Source organism: Rhizobium sp. BK538 (assembly GCF_014197575.1).
GTDB lineage: Bacteria > Pseudomonadota > Alphaproteobacteria > Rhizobiales > Rhizobiaceae > Rhizobium.
In genome coordinates this window covers 179,373-194,996 of sequence record NZ_JACIFT010000007.1, presented here as the reverse complement: position 1 = coordinate 194,996, position 15,624 = coordinate 179,373, and the positions used below count along the sequence as shown (strand labels likewise).

Here is a 15,624-nt window from a genome sequence, read left to right as displayed (position 1 = left end):
AGATCAGACTCCGGAAAGATCACAGGGGCGGGCGAGCACAATGGCGCGGCCGCTCTCGAGCGAAAGGCGCACCTTGCCGTTCGCGACATTGGAAATGGTACGCGACGAGCCGAAGGGCAAATGGAAATCGGCGAGCGGGTAGCGCGCGTTTTCGATCGTCAGGCCGCGCAGTTCGCTGAAACCGGCAACCGAAAAGAGGCTGTCAGGCGGCAGGTCCAGCTCGGTTGCGCCGGCAATCAGTGGCACGGCCTCCTCGCTGCCTGACGTTAGAAGTACGTCATAGCCCTGTTCTGCAAGGCTGACGGCATAGAGCAGGTGCTGAATGGCATGATCGGAGCGCTCGCCCGCAAGGGCGCCTGCAAGGACAAGACGCTTCGCCCCACGCGCGATCGCTTCCGAGACCGCAATCTCGCCATCGGTGGAAGCCTTTGTAGCGGGATAGGGTTGCTTCGGCACATCAGGAAAAGCACCCTCGAGGTCAGCGGGCGTCGAATCAAAATCACCGACCCAGAGCTCCGGAACGGCGCCGAGCGCAGCCGCATGACGCATTCCCCCGTCGGCGGCAATGAAACGGCTGCCCGAGATGGCGTGACGCAAGCGATCGGTTATCTGCAACTCGCCGCCAAGCAGAATGGTAAAGGTGGATTGGCTCATGCGCATTGCCCATAGCGCAAAGCAGGGGGGAAGGGAAAGGGCCGCTGCTCAGGCTTCGTCAGGGACATCCTTGATGCGCGCCTGAAAGATGTCCTCGTAGCCGGAAATGAACTTTTCGAACAGTTCTCCGAATGCCTCGATCTCTTCCGGTTTCCAGTCTTTGACCACCTCGGAAACGAATGCGAGCTTCTGCGCGCGTATCTCCGACAACAGCCGCTGTCCGAGTGGCGTCATCACGACGATGATCCGCCGCGCATCGGTCTGGGATGCCTTTCGCCGCAGAATATTACGTCCGACCATATCCGCGACGACGCGGCTTGCGCGCGACGGATCGATCCGCATCATCTCGGCGATCGTCCCGACTGTTACTTCACCGGCCTCTTGTGCGCGCCGCACGGCATCCAGTACGTCAAGGTGCGACAGCTCAAGGCCGGGCGCCACACTCTGGATGGCGAGCCGTCCGATCAGTCGGCGCCCGGTCATCAGGCGCATGCGGGTCATGCTTTGGCCAATACGCAGAATACCTGGGTCGTCGGTCGCAGCGTCTGGGTCGATCAGGTTCATCAAGCTCTCTTTCATTCCGGAAATATAGCATGCCCCATCTCAATTGAGAATATGCCAAAGTCAATAACATGACATTGACAATTATATGCTAATAGCACATAACGTAGTCAACGCATCACCTGGAACGACGCTTCATGGACACCCAAATTGCCGCGGCGCCGCTTGTGACGGATCATCGTCGGCGGTTCATCCTCTTCCTTTTTCTAATGGCAGCCATGTTCATGGCGACACTCGACAACCAGATCGTCGCAACGGCTCTGCCGACAATCGTCGGTGAGTTCGGCCACCTCGAGCGATTCAGCTGGGTCGGCTCGGCCTATCTGCTCGCCGTGAGCGCGGTGATGCCGCTTTACGGCAAGCTCGGCGATCTCTTCGGCCGCAAGTATGTGATGATGGCCGCGATCATGATTTTCACCATCGGCTCCGCCGTCTGCGGACTGGCCATATCCATGAACACGCTGATTGCAGCCCGCGTGTTGCAGGGGCTTGGCGGAGGCGGCATCATGGTATCGATCTTCGCCGTTAACGCCGACCTGTTCGAGCCTCGCGAACGTGCGCGGTACCAAAGCTATTCCAGCCTTGTGCTGATGGCATCCGGTGCGATCGGGCCTGTCCTCGGTGGTGCGATGAGCGATCTCTTCGGCTGGCGGTCGATCTTCCTCGTCAACGTTCCGATTGGCTTCGTCGTGCTTGTCGGTCTGGTGCTCATGCTGCCTTACCGGAAGCCGAACCGCCGTCCGAAGATCGACTATGCCGGAGCCTTGCTGCTCGCCTGGACGACGGCGAGCTTCGTGCTGGCTGCCGATGGCGCTCAGCTCTTCGGTTCGCTGGTGGCCCCGCAGAACCTTGTCATCATGGCACTCGGCGTTGCTGCAGTCATCGGATGGATTCGCGTCGAGCGCCGCGCCGCCGAGCCAATTGTTCCGCTGTCGCTGTTCCGCAATTCCACGTTCAGCCTGTTGCTTGTTATGTCGATCATGAGCGGCGCGATCGGCATCGGCATGGTCAATTATTTCGCGCTGTTCCTGCAGACGACGACTGGTCTTTCACCCTCGGCGGCCGGCGCGTTCTTCATTCTTTTGACCGGCGGCATCGTTTGCGGGTCGCTTTCTGCGGGCCGTATCATCTCCATCACCGGGCGCTACAAGCCGTTTGCCGTAGCAAGCCTGACCTGCAGTGCCATCGCATTCGTGCTGCTCACTCAGGTTCATGCGGGAACGCCGGTCCTGCTGATCGGAGCAGTGATGGCCCTCCACGGCTTCGGCGTCGGCCTTGCGCAACAGGTGCCGGTCATCGGCGTTCAGAATGCGGCTCCAGCGCGCGACGTCGGCGCCGCAACGGGATCGGTGACGCTGTCGCGCATGGGCGGCGCATCGATTGCTATCTCGATTTACGGCGCGATCGTTGGCTCACAGCTCGGCAAGACGGGACTGTCCATTCCCGGCGTAACTGACATCGAGCAGCTGACGCCGAAAATGCTGGTGGCTTTGCCGGAGTCGACACGTCAGGCGGTGGCCGACGCCTATGCCAATGCGTTCACACCGCTTTTCATGGCGTCCTGCGCGATCGCGCTCATTGGCCTTTGCGCCGCCTTGATGCTGAAACCGACGCAGCTGCCGCGCGCGGCCGAGGTGCGGCCGGCAGCCAGCACCGAAGCAGCGGAATAAATGCCAGTGGCGGGCTAAGGCCGCCACTTGCAAGACACCAAGCGTGGCGATACATCTGCAAACGCTCTAACGGGGTGCCCGTGCCCATTCGGTGCGCGGCTGAGAGGCTGAAAGCCAACCCGCGGAACCTGATCCGGCTAACACCGGCGGAGGGATTAGACGCGTGACATCTGGCACCGCCCTTTTCCCCTTCAAGCAAACCAGAGGAGAGGTGCCATGTTCAAATTCACAAGCTGTTTGCTGTTTGCCACGGCCTTTGTCGCGACTGTCGGCCTTGCCGGCCCAGGCGCACGGGCGGCAGACAAGACGCTCACCGTATACACCTATGAGAGCTTCACATCGGAATGGGGTCCGGGGCCGAAGGTCAAGGAAGCATTCGAGAAGACCTGCGGCTGCAGCGTCAATTTCGTCAGTGTGGCTGATGGCGTGGCGCTGTTGTCGCGCCTCAAGCTCGAAGGCACTGGTACGAAGGCAGATGTCGTGCTCGGCCTGGACACGAACCTGACCACGGAAGCGAAGGCAACCGGCCTGTTCGATGCGAGTGGTGTCGACGTCAGTGCACTCAAAGTGCCCGGGGACTACAAGGACGATGTATTCGTGCCCTATGATTATGGCCACTTCGCCGTCATCTACGACACCCGGACGATCAAAAATCCGCCGCAGAGCATGAAGGATCTGGTCGAAGGAGACCCTTCGCAAAAGATCGTCATTGAGGACCCGCGCACCTCGACACCCGGGCTCGGTCTCTTGCTGTGGGTAAAGTCCGTCTACGGCGATAAGGCGCCTGAGGCTTGGGCAAAACTCAAAAAGCGGGTGTTGACGGTAACGCCCGGCTGGTCCGAGGCTTATGGACTTTTCACCAAGGGTGAGGCGCCGATGGTGTTCTCCTACACGACCTCGCCTGCCTACCACATGGTTGCGGAAAATACGGACCGCTATCAGGCGGCTGCATTCTCAGAGGGCCACTACATACAGATCGAAGTGGCGGGCCTGCTTAAGAATGCGCCGGACAAAGAGCTTGCGCGCGATTTCCTGAAATTCATGGTGACGCCGGGCTTCCAGGATACCATTCCGACCAACAACTGGATGATGCCGGTTTCGGCGACGTCGCAACCGCTGCCCGATGCGTTCGGCAAGCTCGTGAATCCGTCAAAGACCTTTCTGATGAGCTCGGAGGAAGTCGCGGAGAACCGCAAAGCCTGGATCGATGAGTGGCTGGCTGCCATGAGCATGAATTGATGCTTTTGACCAAGGCGGAGATGCGGCGGGTGATGTTGGGCGGGGCGCTAAGCCTTGCCGGCATTGCCGTTTTCGTCGGCCTTGCGGTCTTCGCCTTGCTTCTCTCGAGCGGTGCTTCGTCCATTCTGGCGGCGGTGCTTGAACCGTACATCCTGCGGGTCCTGCGTTTCACCTTGCTGCAGGCCTTGCTCTCGACGCTGCTATCGATCGCTTTTGCGATTCCCGTCGCTCAGGCCTTGGCGCGCCAGCAGCATTTCCCCGGACGCATGTGGATCATTCGGCTGATGGCTGTGCCGATGGGCCTGCCTGTTCTGATCGGGGCGCTCGGGTTGGTCGGTATCTGGGGGCGGCAGGGCCTTATGAACGCGCTGCTGCTCAAGCTCGGCATGGCGGAACCGATCAGCATCTACGGGCTTTCCGGGATCCTGTTGGCGCATATCTTCTTTAACATGCCGCTGGCTTGCCGCTTGATGCTGGCGGCATTAGAGCGCGTGCCAGCGGAATACTGGTTGATGGCGAGTGGTCTCGGCATGCGGCCTGGCTCGATTTTCCGCTTCATTGAATGGCCGGTTCTGCGTTCGGTCATTCCCGGTATCGCCGGTCTGATCTTCATGCTGTGCGCCACGAGTTTCACGCTGGTGCTGACGCTGGGTGGTGGGCCAGCCGCGACGACCGTCGAGGTTGCCATCTATCAATCGCTGCGTTTTGATTTCGACCCTGGCCGGGCCGTCGTTCTTTCCCTACTGCAAATTGTCCTTACATCGGTGATCCTTGGGGCGCTGTCGTTTCTTCCTGCGCCTGGGGATGAGGGGATGACGGCCGGCAAGGCTCTCAGGCGGCCGGATGGCGGGTTGCCGGGTGCACGGCTTGCGGATGGCGGCGTCCTACTGCTCGCCGCCCTGTTCCTCGGTCTACCTTTGATGTCGGTGCTTCTGGCTGGCCTTCGGTCTGATCTCATGAAGCTCCTGCGCGAACGCATCTTCTGGCAGTCGGCTGCAACCAGCCTTGCCATTTCGATCTCTGCGGCCATCCTCGCCTTGCTGATCTCGATGACGTTGGTGAGTGCGCGCCGGGCGGCGCTTCTCCGGCGCTCCGGGGCTACGGGCGCAGGAGCGTTCTTTGCCGCCATGGGTGGCGCGTCGTCATTGGTGTTGCTCGTGCCGCCGATCGTCCTTGCGACGGGCTGGTTCCTTGCGCTGAGAGGTTTCGGCGACGTGAGCGCCGTCGCTCCGCTGCTGATTGTCGCCATCAACGCCTTGATGTCTTTGCCCTTTGTGATGCGTGTCCTCGAGCCGGCGTTCATCGTTCATAAGCGCCGCACACAAAAACTTGCGGCGAGCCTCGGTATCATGGGTTGGGTGCAACTACGTCTGATCGATATGCCAGCCCTGTTCAAGCCGGTGCTCACGGCATTTTCGTTTGCAATGGCGCTGTCGCTCGGCGATCTCGGCGCCGTCGCGCTGTTCGGCTCGGACAGTTTCGTCACGTTGCCTTGGCTCGTCTATAGCCGCATGGGTAGCTATCGGACGAACGATGCGGATGGGCTGGCATTGATCCTTGGCATCGTCTGCCTGCTGCTCACGATCGCCGGCACTATGGGCCCCGCGCGCCGGGAGGTGGCTGTCCATGGGTGATCCTCAGTTCGCGATCGAAGTGCACGATGTCGGCCTCCAACTTGGCACGCAAGACTTTCACTTCGATTGCCGTCTTCCCGCCGGCGCCGTGATTGCCGTGACGGGTGCGTCCGGAGCCGGCAAGTCGACCTTCCTGAATTTGCTCGCCGGCTTCGACACGGCTGCCCAAGGGCGCGTTCTGATCGCGGGAAAAGATGTGACCGACGAGTACCCTGCGCGACGACCCGTCTCCCTCATCTTTCAGGACAACAATCTGTTTGCGCATCTCGATATTTTCACCAACATTGGCCTGGGTATTGAGCCAGCGATGAAACTCTCGACTGCCGATCGCCGATCGATCACGTCTTCGCTTGAAAAGGTGGGGCTCGCCGGTTTCGAGCGGAGAATGCCGGGGACGCTATCCGGCGGGGAGCGACAACGGGTGGCCTTCGCGCGCGCGCTTGTTCGCAATCGTCCGGTGCTCCTACTTGACGAGCCATTCGCGGCACTTGACCCCGGCTTGCGAATTGGAATGGCAGCGCTGCTGCTCGATATGCATCGCGAGACCGGCAATACCGTCGTCGTCGTTTCTCATGATCCGGATGAAGTCAAACGCATCGCAGATTTCGGCCTTTTTATCGAGGACGGCAGGATCGTCGTGGCGGCTCCGATTGATGAGTTTCTGGGCCACGAGGATCACGCTGGATTGACGCAATTTCTCCATAGTTGACGAATCTGGCGGTCGCAACGGCACTTTCGCCATAATTTGAGGCGACCGAGGAAACTCCAAAGCACGTTAGGCTTGCTAAAATACAACGGCGCCACATTTAGTCAGAGTCTCGCTATGCAACCGATGCGGAAATCAGTTACAGCAAAGACTTGTGTCCCCGATTGTGCAGTGCAAGAGCGGGGACGGACGCCTGTTGAATCACCATGAGACCGACCGGGTCGCGGAAGCGGACCGGCCGACAAGCAAGATGACTTGGAGAGCCAGACTGGACAGCATGACGACGTGGAAATTCCCCGCGCCTTCCAGTGATGTGCTCTCGTCTGCGTGCCGTCTGGCGCGACGAGTGTCGTTCGTGTGTGCAACGAGCGTGGCGCTGTACGGCTGCCAGTCCATCCTTGAACAATCCTACCAGCCGAGCGTTGCACCGTCCTCCAGTCCGCAGATCGTCGATGAAGTGCAGAAGAACGATCCGCGCGCTGCCATGGGCGCCCGTGAGCATCCACGTATCGTTGCGAGCTATGGCGGTGAGTACAACGATGCAAAGACCGAACGCCTAGTTGCCCGCATCGCGGGCGCACTGACGGCTGTTTCCGAGAATCCCAGCCAGTCCTATCGCATCACTATCCTGAACTCGCCGGCCATCAACGCCTTTGCACTGCCCGGCGGCTATCTCTATGTAACGCGCGGCTTGCTGGCGCTTGCCAACGACGCTTCCGAGGTCGCTGCGGTCCTCTCGCATGAGATGGGCCATGTCACAGCAAATCATGGCATCGAACGGCAGAAGCGCGAGGAAGCTGAGGTCATCGCCAGCCGCGTCGTGGCCGAGGTGCTGTCCAGCGATATTGCCGGAAAGCAGGCCCTGGCACGCGGCAAGCTCCGATTGGCTGCTTTTTCGCGGCAACAGGAACTGCAGGCGGACGTGATCGGCGTGCGCATGCTCGGTGAAGCGGGCTACGATCCTTATGCGGCTGCGCGGTTCTTGGATTCGATGGCCGCCTACAGCCGCTTCATGTCGGTCGATCCCGAGGCGGATCAGAGCCTCGACTTCCTGTCCAGCCACCCGAATTCGGCGCAGCGCATCGAACTTGCGCGCGACCATGCCCGTGCGTTTGGCCAGGAAGGCAAGGTTGGTGACACGGGCAGGGACTATTATCTCGATGGAATCGACGGCCTGCTTTACGGTGACAGCCCGGAGGAAGGCTATGTCCGCGGTCAGACCTTCCTGCATGGCGGGCTTGGTATCCGCTTCGACGTACCACCTGATTTCAAGATCGACAACAAGGTCGAGGCGGTCATGGCGACCGGCCCGGGTGATGTCGCGATCCGTTTCGATGGCGTCGCGGATAATCAGAGCCAGAGCCTGACCAACTATATCTCCAGCGGCTGGGTTACCGGCCTTGATCCGTCCACCATCCAGCAGGTCACGGTCAACGGGATGGAAGCCGCAACGGCGCGAGCGAGTGCAGATCGCTGGGACTTCGACGTCACCGTTATCCGCAACAATGCGCAGATCTTCCGGTTCCTGACGGCCGTGCCGAAGGGGAGTCCGACGCTGCAGCAGACGGCCGACGTATTGCGGGCAAGCTTCCGCCGAATGACGCCGGAGGAGACTGCGTCGCTGAAGCCTTTGCGCGTCAGGGTAGTCAAAGTACGACCGGGCGAAAATATCACGACGCTTGCTGCGCGGATGATGGGCACGGATCGAAAGCTTGATCTCTTCAAGCTTATCAACGCCTTGCCGACGGGTGCTTCCGTTTCTCCGGGCGACCGCGTCAAGATTATCGCTGAATAAAAAGAGGCCCGGCTTTCACCGGGCCAGTTCCATCACTGGGGGAGTAAGCTCTTTCAGGCCGATGCGGCCATATAGGGGTCAGCGCTGACCAGCGCGCTGCGGAGTTTTTCCATTGCCCGGCTTTCGATTTGCCGGACGCGCTCCTTGGAAATACCGAGGTCGGCGCCGAGTTCCTCAAGCGTAGCGCCGTCTTCCGCGAGTCTGCGGGCGCTGATGATCTTCATTTCCCGCTCATTGAGGTGTTTCAGGGCAGAAGCGAGCCAATTGCGTCGGCGCTCGCCGTCGATCATGTTTGATACCTGTTCGTCCGGGAGCGGCTCATCGCTGACGAGGAAATCCATCTTCTCGGCACTGTCGGCATCGCCTGAAACCGAGGGTGCTTGAAGCGAGGCGTCGTTGCTTGAAAGCCTTGCATCCATCGTCTGGACGTCGGAGAGGCTAACGCCGAGAGCGGCGGCGATTTCCTGGTGGATGGACTGGAGAGTGAGCTGTGTGTCACCCCTGGCGAGCTTGGCGCGCAGCCGACGAAGATTGAAGAAAAGGGCCTTCTGAGCAGAACTCGTACCGCCGCGGACAATCGACCAGTTGCGAAGGATGTAATCCTGGATGGATGCACGGATCCACCAGCTTGCATAGGTGGAGAAGCGGACATCACGCTCGGGCTCGAAGCGTGCTGCGGCCTCCAGCAGCCCGACGTAGCCCTCCTGCACGAGGTCGCTCATCGGTAGACCGAAATTACGAAATTTTCCCGCCATTGAGATAACGAGACGCATGTGGGCCATGGCGATCTGATTGCGGGCGCCACGGTCATCATTGTTTTTCCAGCGGATTGCGAGATCGTGTTCCTCTTCGCGAGCAAGGTAGGGAGCCGCCATGGCGATTTTAATCATGCGCCGGTCTGCTGACATGTTCTTCATATCGGTCTCCTGAATTCAGGCGTCACGCCAAAAAAAGGGCAAAGAATGCTTGCTTCCGGACATTGCTGCCCAGACCAAATTCATGTCTTGAACGTATAAAGGCCCCGAACTCTGGACGTTTCCAGATGGGGCCCTAGCTTAGGGTTATGCGCCGGTAGTACGGCCGGGTAGGACCAGTTTCTTCAAGTTGCCGGATAGGCAGAACGTGGAAGGCATGATCCGCTCCTCATCGAACGTTTACAGGAATGCGAGCGTTCGAGGGTGATGTCAGTTCCCGACGCGGTCCGCAGCTACATCCCTAAAACGCGCCAGGATGGAAAAAGTTCCAATAAAAAACCCGGCGCGAGGCCGGGTTTTTTTTCAAGAAAAACAAGGAGCTTATGCAGCTTCGTCCTGAGATTCGTCTTCTTCGATTGCCTTGCCGCGCTTCGGACCCTTGTTGAGGTTGGTCTCTACGAGACGGACGGCTTCGGTTTCCGACATCTTGTTCACGGCAGCGATTTCGCGTGCCATGCGGTCAAGCGCAGCTTCATAAAGCTGACGTTCGGAATAGGATTGTTCCGGCTGGTTTTCGGCGCGATAGAGATCGCGGACAACTTCAGCGATGGAAATGAGGTCGCCGGAATTGATCTTGGCATCGTATTCCTGGGCGCGACGGGACCACATGGTACGCTTGACGCGCGCCTTGCCCTGCACAACCTTCAATGCACGCTCGACGAAATCGGTTTCGGATAGCTTACGCATGCCGATGCTCATGGCCTTGGCGACCGGCACTTTCAGGCGCATCTTGTCCTTCTCGAAATCGATAACGAAAAGTTCAAGCTTCATGCCTGCTACTTCTTGCTCTTCGATGGCGCTGATGGTACCGACGCCGTGTGCGGGGTACACGATCGATTCACCGGTCTTGAAGCCGTGACGTGCGGAAGAAGGTTTTTTCTGCTGGGTCGTCATTCTATTCAAACACTCCCTGTTACGCTTCCGGCTGCAGCCGGAGCCGGGTCAGTCAGGCCCGGATGAGACGGTCAGATCCGTCGGGTGACTTACTTCTGGTCCCACCGGACAAAAGCAAACATATCCATGCGCACAAGCTTGGAACCTCACGGCTCAAGGCGTTGATATGTCACGGAAACCGCGTTTTTGGATTTGTTTTGCTTTCGTGGTGGTTTGGGCATGCTTCATGCCGCAAAATGGATCAGTGTCAGAAAGCTATCACAAAAATATGAGGAAATCAATAATTTACTGTGCCTGAGTCATGCGCGCAACACATGACACCCATATGCCGCAGACACACTTCAAGCGTTTTCCAGCTCACTGAACCCGGTTTCAGACCTACCGGAGGATCAGTCGCCCGCTCCGGGCTTCTCCGAGAAATACTTCTCGAACTTGCCGGTTTCGCCATCCAGTTCCTTCGCTTCGGGCATGGCATCCTTCTTGACCGTGATGTTCGGCCAGATGCTGGCATACTCGGCGTTGATCTTGAGCCACTTGTCGAGGCCCGGCTCCGTGTCCGGTTTGATTGCCTCGGCGGGACATTCCGGCTCACAAACGCCACAGTCGATGCACTCGTCAGGATGAATGACGAGGAAGTTTTCGCCTTCATAGAAGCAGTCGACGGGGCAGACTTCCACGCAGTCGGTATATTTGCAGCGAATGCAATTGTCGGTCACGACATAGGTCATGAAGAACTCCAGGACTTCCATACAATGGGGCCGGGCAACCTGGAACGTCGCGCCTTCCCCCAACCGGAAAGGAAGCGGTGAGATGCTTGGGAGGCATTCACGCTATCCGGCAAGTTGATTGTGACGTATCGGCTTTGTCTGCGGATTTCAAGGATAAAGAAATCGCAGAACTCGACAGTTCGGATAGAGTTTTCTAATCCTCGTCCGACATCAGCCTGTCGATTGCACGACGTTCCTTTTTTGTGGGTCGTCCCGTCCCTGTGGCCCGCATTGCCTGCTCATAAGGTGTCAGGCGTTTTGTCTCGTCGGGCGGTGGCGTCAGATCCTCATAGAGGAGCCGGGCTTCCTCATAGGGGCCACGCCGCTCGCCGCCTGATTTGACGATGAGGACAACGTCGCGCCGCTCGAGTGCCAGCTCGACCTTGTCGCCCACCTTGACCGTTTGACTCGGCTGGAGGGCGCGCTCGCCATTGATCCGGACATGCCCGGATTGAATGTGGCTTTGTGCCAGCGAGCGCGACTTTACCATACGCGTGAAGAACAGCCACTTGTCGATGCGCTGCCGCGAACCGCTTCCTGGCTGTGTCTCCCCGCTCATCTGCTACTTCTTCATCTGCTCCTTCAAGGCAGCGAGCTTCGCGAAAGGAGAATCCGGATCAATCGGCTTTTCCTTGCGCGGTGGCTTTGCCTCGAAGCGCAGTGGCTGTGGGCCGCCGCGATTGTTGTTGCGATCCTTGCGATCGCCACGGTCTTGACGGTCGCCGCGCTGTTCGTGGCGGTCGCCGCGTCCCTGATGTGGCTTGCCGCCATCCTTGCCGTGATGCTGGCGGTTGCCGTCTCGGCCCTCGTCATTTGCACCACCTTGGCGGCGATGATCAGATCCCCGGTCCTGGCCGCGATTGTTGCCACCGCGACGTTCGCCCGGGTTGCGAGCCTGGCGCTGATTGTCCGTGCGGCCACCGAGGCGCCAGAGAAGAACCGGCTTCGGCTCCTCGGCGTCTTCGGGATTTGCCGCGACTGGTTGTTCGGTCACCACTGCTTCAACAGCAGCGGGAGCTTCCGAGGCGGCTTCCTCCGATGCGCTGTCGGCATCGTCGGGATCCGCCTTCTCTGCGCCATCCTCAACCGCAGTCCCCGTCGTCGCCGCTGCCGAGGCGTCCTGAGCCGACAGATGGGCTGCTGCCTCCTCCGCCTTGACGGCATCGGAGCGATAGCCGAGCCCCTTCAGGATTTCTTCCATGTCCTCGAGTGTTGCACCAAGGATCGAAAGCATAGCGGTCGTCGTCGTGAAGCGGCGGCCGTCATATGCTCCTTCGGGACGATTTGCCTGGCCCGGCTTCCACTGAAGCAGCGGGCGGATGATATCCGCCAGGCGCTCAAGGATATCGATGCGAACCGCGCGTTTACCGAGGAATCGGAAGCCGGCCAGCTTGTAGAAGGTGCGCTCGAAACCCGGATCGGTGACGACCGAGGTGCGGCCGGCAGCCAGCACCGGAATGAGATCGCCATAACCGGGCTTGTCGAGACCGTCATTCTTCAACGCCCAAAGGAGTGTGATGAGCTCTGCAGGGGCGGGCTTCAGAAGGGCGGGGACGAAGATGTGGTAGGCACCGAAGCGGACACCGTAGCGGCGCATCGAAGCGCGGGCATCCTGATCCAGCGACTTTACTTCTTCGGTCACGTCGCGCCGGAACAGCACGCCGAGGTTCTCGACGAGCTGAAATGCTAGGCCCTTTGCCAGGCCCTGCAGATCCTCTGCGCGGGACAGATCGTCAAGCGGCTTCAGAACCGTGCTGATATGATGATTTACGAAGCGCTCGATACGGGCGGTCACGTGGTCACGTGCATTGCCGGTCAACTGCTCGTCGGCGAGAATAATGACGCGCGGGCGCATGACATGATCACTGCCTGCCAGTCGTGCCACCGGGTCGCCCAACCAGCGGATCGAACCGTCGGAGCTGATCGCGAGATCGCTATTGCCGGCCGCGTGGAGGCGAGCCGCACGCGCCTCGAATTCCAGAGCAAGCGCCTTCTGCGAAGCAGACTGAACAGCCTTGGCGTCCGGTCCCTCCGCTCCCGAAATGGGCGTGAACCGGAATCCCGACAACTGCCCCACATGATGTCCTTCAACAAAGACATCGCCATTTACACTGATTTCAGCTTCCAGCATCGCATTCTCTCTCAGGCGCTTCATGAGCACAGATGTCCTGCGATCAACAAAGCGTTTCGTCAACCTTTCATGTAACGCATCGGACAATCGATCTTCGATTTCCCGCGTCTTTTCCTGCCAGTGTGTCGGATCGGCAAGCCAATTGGGCCGATTCGATACATAGGTCCAAGTCCTTATCTGCGCGATTCGCGCCGAAAGCGTGTCAATCTCACCGTCCGTTCGATCCGCGCGATGTACCTGCTCGGCAAGGAAGTCCTCATTTACCGTGCCATAGCGGACGAGATCGGAAAAGAGGGTGGAGATGAGATCGGCGTGTTGGGCCGGCGCGATGCGCCGGTAGTCCGGAAGCGCGCAGGCTTCCCACAACTTCTCGACGCTCGCCGGATTGTTCGCAAGGTCGATGATCTCAGGGTAGCGCGACAGGTGTTCCAGCGCTTGTTGATCAACGGCAGGCAGAGCGCGTGTCAGGCCGGAAACGGTGGGGCCGGTCTCAAGGCTCGCGCGCAGCGCGTGAATGGAGGCGAAGTCGAGGTTCTTTGAGCGCCATTGCAGCACTTTTACATTGTCGAATTCGTGACCTTCGATGCGTTCGACCAATTCCTCATCGAAGGGATCGACTTGGCCGGTGACGCCAAATGTCCCATCGCGAACGTGTCGACCGGCGCGGCCGGCAATCTGCCCGAGTTCGGCAGGATTGAGATTACGGAACTGGTAGCCGTCGAATTTGCGATCCTGCGCGAAGGCGACATGATCGACATCGAGATTGAGACCCATGCCGATCGCATCCGTCGCGACCAGATACTCCACGTCTCCGGCTTGGTAGAGCGCCACCTGCGCATTGCGGGTACGTGGACTAAGGGCTCCAAGGACGACGGCTGCCCCGCCTCGCTGCCTCCGGATCAACTCGGCGATCGCATAGACTTCATCCGCCGAGAAGGCGACGATCGCCGAACGTTGAGGAAGGCGTGTGATCTTCTTTTGTCCGGCGTAGAACAGCTGGGAAAGTCGCGGTCGCTCGACAACGATAATGCCCGGAAGAAGCTGCTGTAAAATTGGACGCATAGTGCCGGCGCCGAGCAGCAGTGTCTCGTCGCGACCGCGCAGATGCAGGATACGGTCCGTAAAGATATGACCACGTTCCAGATCGCCCGCGAGCTGCACTTCGTCGATTGCGACAAAGGCGGCTTTGGTCTCGCGCGGCATCGCCTCAACAGTGCAGACCGAAAAGCGGGCGCTGGGAGGCGATATCTTCTCCTCGCCCGTTACCAGCGCAACATTCTGGATCCCGACCTTTTCGGCGACGCGTGTATAGACCTCGCGTGCCAGCAGCCGCAACGGTAGTCCGATCACGCCAGTGCCGTGCGCAACCATGCGCTCGATGGCATAATGCGTCTTGCCGGTATTGGTTGGCCCGAGCACCGCGGTTACTCCGCGCCCGCTCAGTATCATCGGCTGCGATGTCAGTGTCATGGTCCTGCAAGTGAGGCGAGGGTGCCCCAGGTCAAGTCAGCTCCTCTCCGAGAGCAGACAACACATGGACAGCCGTTGTCTCAAACGCAAGGGCTGATTTGAATTTACTCTGCGGTTTTCTGTTGCGCGAAAAGCTTGCAGATTGCTCGTTTTGCGATTCGGAACAGCTTGAGAACGAATCGGAGACGAATCGCTGACTCCGGATGATTCAGTGTTTGTTCACGGCTAAGTATTGATTTTGAATCACTTTTTCCCACAAGATGCTGAATCTTGAAATTCGCGCCATACGTGTGGCCGGAGTTGCATCTAGGCTGTCAACGGCCTTTCGCCGAAAATCGACAATCGATCCAGCCCGCCCCGACACCCCATGATGCTAACGTTCCTGAGAGGAACCGGAAAATGCGGCTCGATCTGGTTTTTTCCATCAAAGCGGAACAGTTGATGCATAGGGAACAAAAAACGGTGGTGTGTGTTTCTCGTCCATTCCAAGTGTAACGACGTTGAGGACTTGAACCATGCTTGGCACGATACTTCTGATTATCCTTATTCTGCTTTTGATCGGCGCCTTACCGAATTGGGGCTATAGCCGGGGATGGGGCTATGGACCTTCGGGCGGTTTAGGGCTAGTTCTCGTGATTATTATTATTCTTGTGCTGCTTGGTCGCATCTAAGCGACGGAAAAAACTGGGAGATATCTCATGATGAAAAAGATTGTGCTCATTGGCGCTCTCGTTGGTGCGCTTGCCTCCTGCACGGCGACTGAACAGGGTACCGCGATCGGTGCCGGTACAGGCGCCATTATCGGTGGTGCTGTCAGCAACAGCTGGGGCGGCGCTGCCGTGGGCGCAGTTGCCGGTGGTCTTGCTGGCGCATTGATCGGCCACTCCGTTGAGCGGCGTGGCTACTGCGTCTACAGGGATCGGTACGGCCGCCGCTACGAAGCACGTTGCCCACGTTACTAAGGCCCGGGCCAGCGCCTAGCAGGCTTATCATCTTGAGATCGAAAGCGCCGGCTGAATCGGCGCTTTTTTGTTGTGCGCCCAGCATGGGCGCATTCTTGTGGGTGGAAGTCCCACCGTAAGCTGGTCATCGCGAGCGAAGAGAAGCGCAACTGCGGAAGGGCGACCGA

At 59.2% G+C, this 15,624-nt stretch carries 14 protein-coding genes and 1 riboswitch; of the genes, 7 read left to right on the top strand and 7 right to left on the bottom strand.

Features of this window, described 5'->3' with window-relative positions; translation table 11 throughout:
* Positions 1 to 3: 3 nt before the first annotated feature.
* Both FHX09_RS10920 and FHX09_RS10915 read right to left on the bottom strand, forming a co-directional pair.
* Complete coding sequence (locus tag FHX09_RS10920) at positions 4 to 654, bottom strand: thiamine diphosphokinase (RefSeq protein ID WP_184449933.1); 651 nt, start codon at positions 652 to 654, stop codon at positions 4 to 6.
* Positions 655 to 702: 48 nt separating this feature from the next.
* Positions 703 to 1,218 (bottom strand): MarR family transcriptional regulator, encoded by a 516-nt coding sequence (locus tag FHX09_RS10915; protein WP_007794649.1) that lies wholly within the window; start codon positions 1,216 to 1,218, stop codon positions 703 to 705.
* 134 nt (positions 1,219 to 1,352) lie between these two features.
* Here FHX09_RS10915 and FHX09_RS10910 point away from each other — a divergent pair, with 134 nt between their 5' ends.
* The 5 genes from FHX09_RS10910 to FHX09_RS10890 all read left to right on the top strand — a co-directional run bounded on the left by FHX09_RS10910 (position 1,353) and on the right by FHX09_RS10890 (position 8,259).
* Positions 1,353 to 2,885, top strand: coding sequence for an MDR family MFS transporter (locus tag FHX09_RS10910; protein ID WP_132588651.1), 1,533 nt, complete (start codon positions 1,353 to 1,355; stop codon positions 2,883 to 2,885).
* A gap of 60 nt (positions 2,886 to 2,945) precedes the next feature.
* Positions 2,946 to 3,057: riboswitch (TPP riboswitch) on the top strand.
* Positions 3,058 to 3,101: 44 nt separating this feature from the next.
* The gene (gene thiB / locus FHX09_RS10905) at positions 3,102 to 4,124 is read left to right on the top strand and encodes a thiamine ABC transporter substrate binding subunit (protein ID WP_132588650.1); all 1,023 of its coding nucleotides are present in this window, start codon (positions 3,102 to 3,104) and stop codon (positions 4,122 to 4,124) included.
* Complete coding sequence (gene thiP / locus FHX09_RS10900; RefSeq protein ID WP_183719804.1) at positions 4,124 to 5,758, top strand: thiamine/thiamine pyrophosphate ABC transporter permease ThiP; 1,635 nt, start codon at positions 4,124 to 4,126, stop codon at positions 5,756 to 5,758. Before thiB ends, thiP begins: the two co-directional genes overlap by 1 nt.
* Positions 5,751 to 6,467, top strand: a complete 717-nt coding sequence (locus FHX09_RS10895) for an ATP-binding cassette domain-containing protein (RefSeq protein ID WP_132588648.1) — start codon at positions 5,751 to 5,753, stop codon at positions 6,465 to 6,467. Before thiP ends, FHX09_RS10895 begins: the two co-directional genes overlap by 8 nt.
* Positions 6,468 to 6,714: 247 nt before the next feature.
* Complete coding sequence (locus tag FHX09_RS10890; RefSeq protein WP_132588647.1) at positions 6,715 to 8,259, top strand: M48 family metalloprotease; 1,545 nt, start codon at positions 6,715 to 6,717, stop codon at positions 8,257 to 8,259.
* Between the two features lie 53 nt (positions 8,260 to 8,312).
* Here the strand turns inward: FHX09_RS10890 and FHX09_RS10885 are convergent, their stop codons facing one another.
* The 5 genes from FHX09_RS10885 to FHX09_RS10865 all read right to left on the bottom strand — a co-directional run bounded on the left by FHX09_RS10885 (position 8,313) and on the right by FHX09_RS10865 (position 14,495).
* The gene (locus tag FHX09_RS10885; protein ID WP_007528357.1) at positions 8,313 to 9,176 is read right to left on the bottom strand and encodes an RNA polymerase factor sigma-32; all 864 of its coding nucleotides are present in this window, start codon (positions 9,174 to 9,176) and stop codon (positions 8,313 to 8,315) included.
* A gap of 378 nt (positions 9,177 to 9,554) precedes the next feature.
* Positions 9,555 to 10,127, bottom strand: a complete 573-nt coding sequence (locus FHX09_RS10880; RefSeq protein WP_007528356.1) for a CarD family transcriptional regulator — start codon at positions 10,125 to 10,127, stop codon at positions 9,555 to 9,557.
* A gap of 389 nt (positions 10,128 to 10,516) precedes the next feature.
* Entirely contained in the window at positions 10,517 to 10,855 is a 339-nt protein-coding gene (gene fdxA / locus FHX09_RS10875) for a ferredoxin FdxA (protein ID WP_007794632.1), read from the bottom strand.
* Between the two features lie 193 nt (positions 10,856 to 11,048).
* On the bottom strand, positions 11,049 to 11,453 hold the full coding sequence (locus FHX09_RS10870) for an RNA-binding S4 domain-containing protein (RefSeq protein ID WP_132588646.1): 405 nt from the start codon (positions 11,451 to 11,453) through the stop codon (positions 11,049 to 11,051).
* 3 nt (positions 11,454 to 11,456) lie between these two features.
* Positions 11,457 to 14,495 carry a helicase-related protein gene (locus tag FHX09_RS10865; protein WP_184449932.1) on the bottom strand — a complete coding sequence of 1,013 codons (3,039 nt, stop codon included), beginning with the start codon at positions 14,493 to 14,495 and terminating at the stop codon, positions 11,457 to 11,459.
* A 515-nt stretch (positions 14,496 to 15,010) separates the two neighbouring features.
* Here FHX09_RS10865 and FHX09_RS10860 point away from each other — a divergent pair.
* Together FHX09_RS10860 and FHX09_RS10855 are read left to right on the top strand one after the other, a co-directional pair.
* Complete coding sequence (locus tag FHX09_RS10860) at positions 15,011 to 15,166, top strand: DUF3309 family protein (RefSeq protein WP_007794620.1); 156 nt, start codon at positions 15,011 to 15,013, stop codon at positions 15,164 to 15,166.
* Positions 15,167 to 15,193: 27 nt separating this feature from the next.
* Positions 15,194 to 15,457 (top strand): YMGG-like glycine zipper-containing protein, encoded by a 264-nt coding sequence (locus FHX09_RS10855; RefSeq protein WP_132588644.1) that lies wholly within the window; start codon positions 15,194 to 15,196, stop codon positions 15,455 to 15,457.
* Positions 15,458 to 15,624 lie beyond the last annotated feature (167 nt).

Coding starts and splice junctions, on each gene's coding strand:
- FHX09_RS10920 (WP_184449933.1), bottom strand. CDS start 654: ATGAGCCAATCCACCTTTACCATTCTGCTTGGCGGCGAGTTGCAGATA.
- FHX09_RS10915 (WP_007794649.1), bottom strand. CDS start 1,218: ATGAACCTGATCGACCCAGACGCTGCGACCGACGACCCAGGTATTCTG.
- FHX09_RS10910 (WP_132588651.1), top strand. CDS start 1,353: ATGGACACCCAAATTGCCGCGGCGCCGCTTGTGACGGATCATCGTCGG.
- thiB (WP_132588650.1), top strand. CDS start 3,102: ATGTTCAAATTCACAAGCTGTTTGCTGTTTGCCACGGCCTTTGTCGCG.
- thiP (WP_183719804.1), top strand. CDS start 4,124: ATGCTTTTGACCAAGGCGGAGATGCGGCGGGTGATGTTGGGCGGGGCG.
- FHX09_RS10895 (WP_132588648.1), top strand. CDS start 5,751: ATGGGTGATCCTCAGTTCGCGATCGAAGTGCACGATGTCGGCCTCCAA.
- FHX09_RS10890 (WP_132588647.1), top strand. CDS start 6,715: ATGACTTGGAGAGCCAGACTGGACAGCATGACGACGTGGAAATTCCCC.
- FHX09_RS10885 (WP_007528357.1), bottom strand. CDS start 9,176: ATGAAGAACATGTCAGCAGACCGGCGCATGATTAAAATCGCCATGGCG.
- FHX09_RS10880 (WP_007528356.1), bottom strand. CDS start 10,127: ATGACGACCCAGCAGAAAAAACCTTCTTCCGCACGTCACGGCTTCAAG.
- fdxA (WP_007794632.1), bottom strand. CDS start 10,855: ATGACCTATGTCGTGACCGACAATTGCATTCGCTGCAAATATACCGAC.
- FHX09_RS10870 (WP_132588646.1), bottom strand. CDS start 11,453: ATGAGCGGGGAGACACAGCCAGGAAGCGGTTCGCGGCAGCGCATCGAC.
- FHX09_RS10865 (WP_184449932.1), bottom strand. CDS start 14,495: ATGACACTGACATCGCAGCCGATGATACTGAGCGGGCGCGGAGTAACC.
- FHX09_RS10860 (WP_007794620.1), top strand. CDS start 15,011: ATGCTTGGCACGATACTTCTGATTATCCTTATTCTGCTTTTGATCGGC.
- FHX09_RS10855 (WP_132588644.1), top strand. CDS start 15,194: ATGATGAAAAAGATTGTGCTCATTGGCGCTCTCGTTGGTGCGCTTGCC.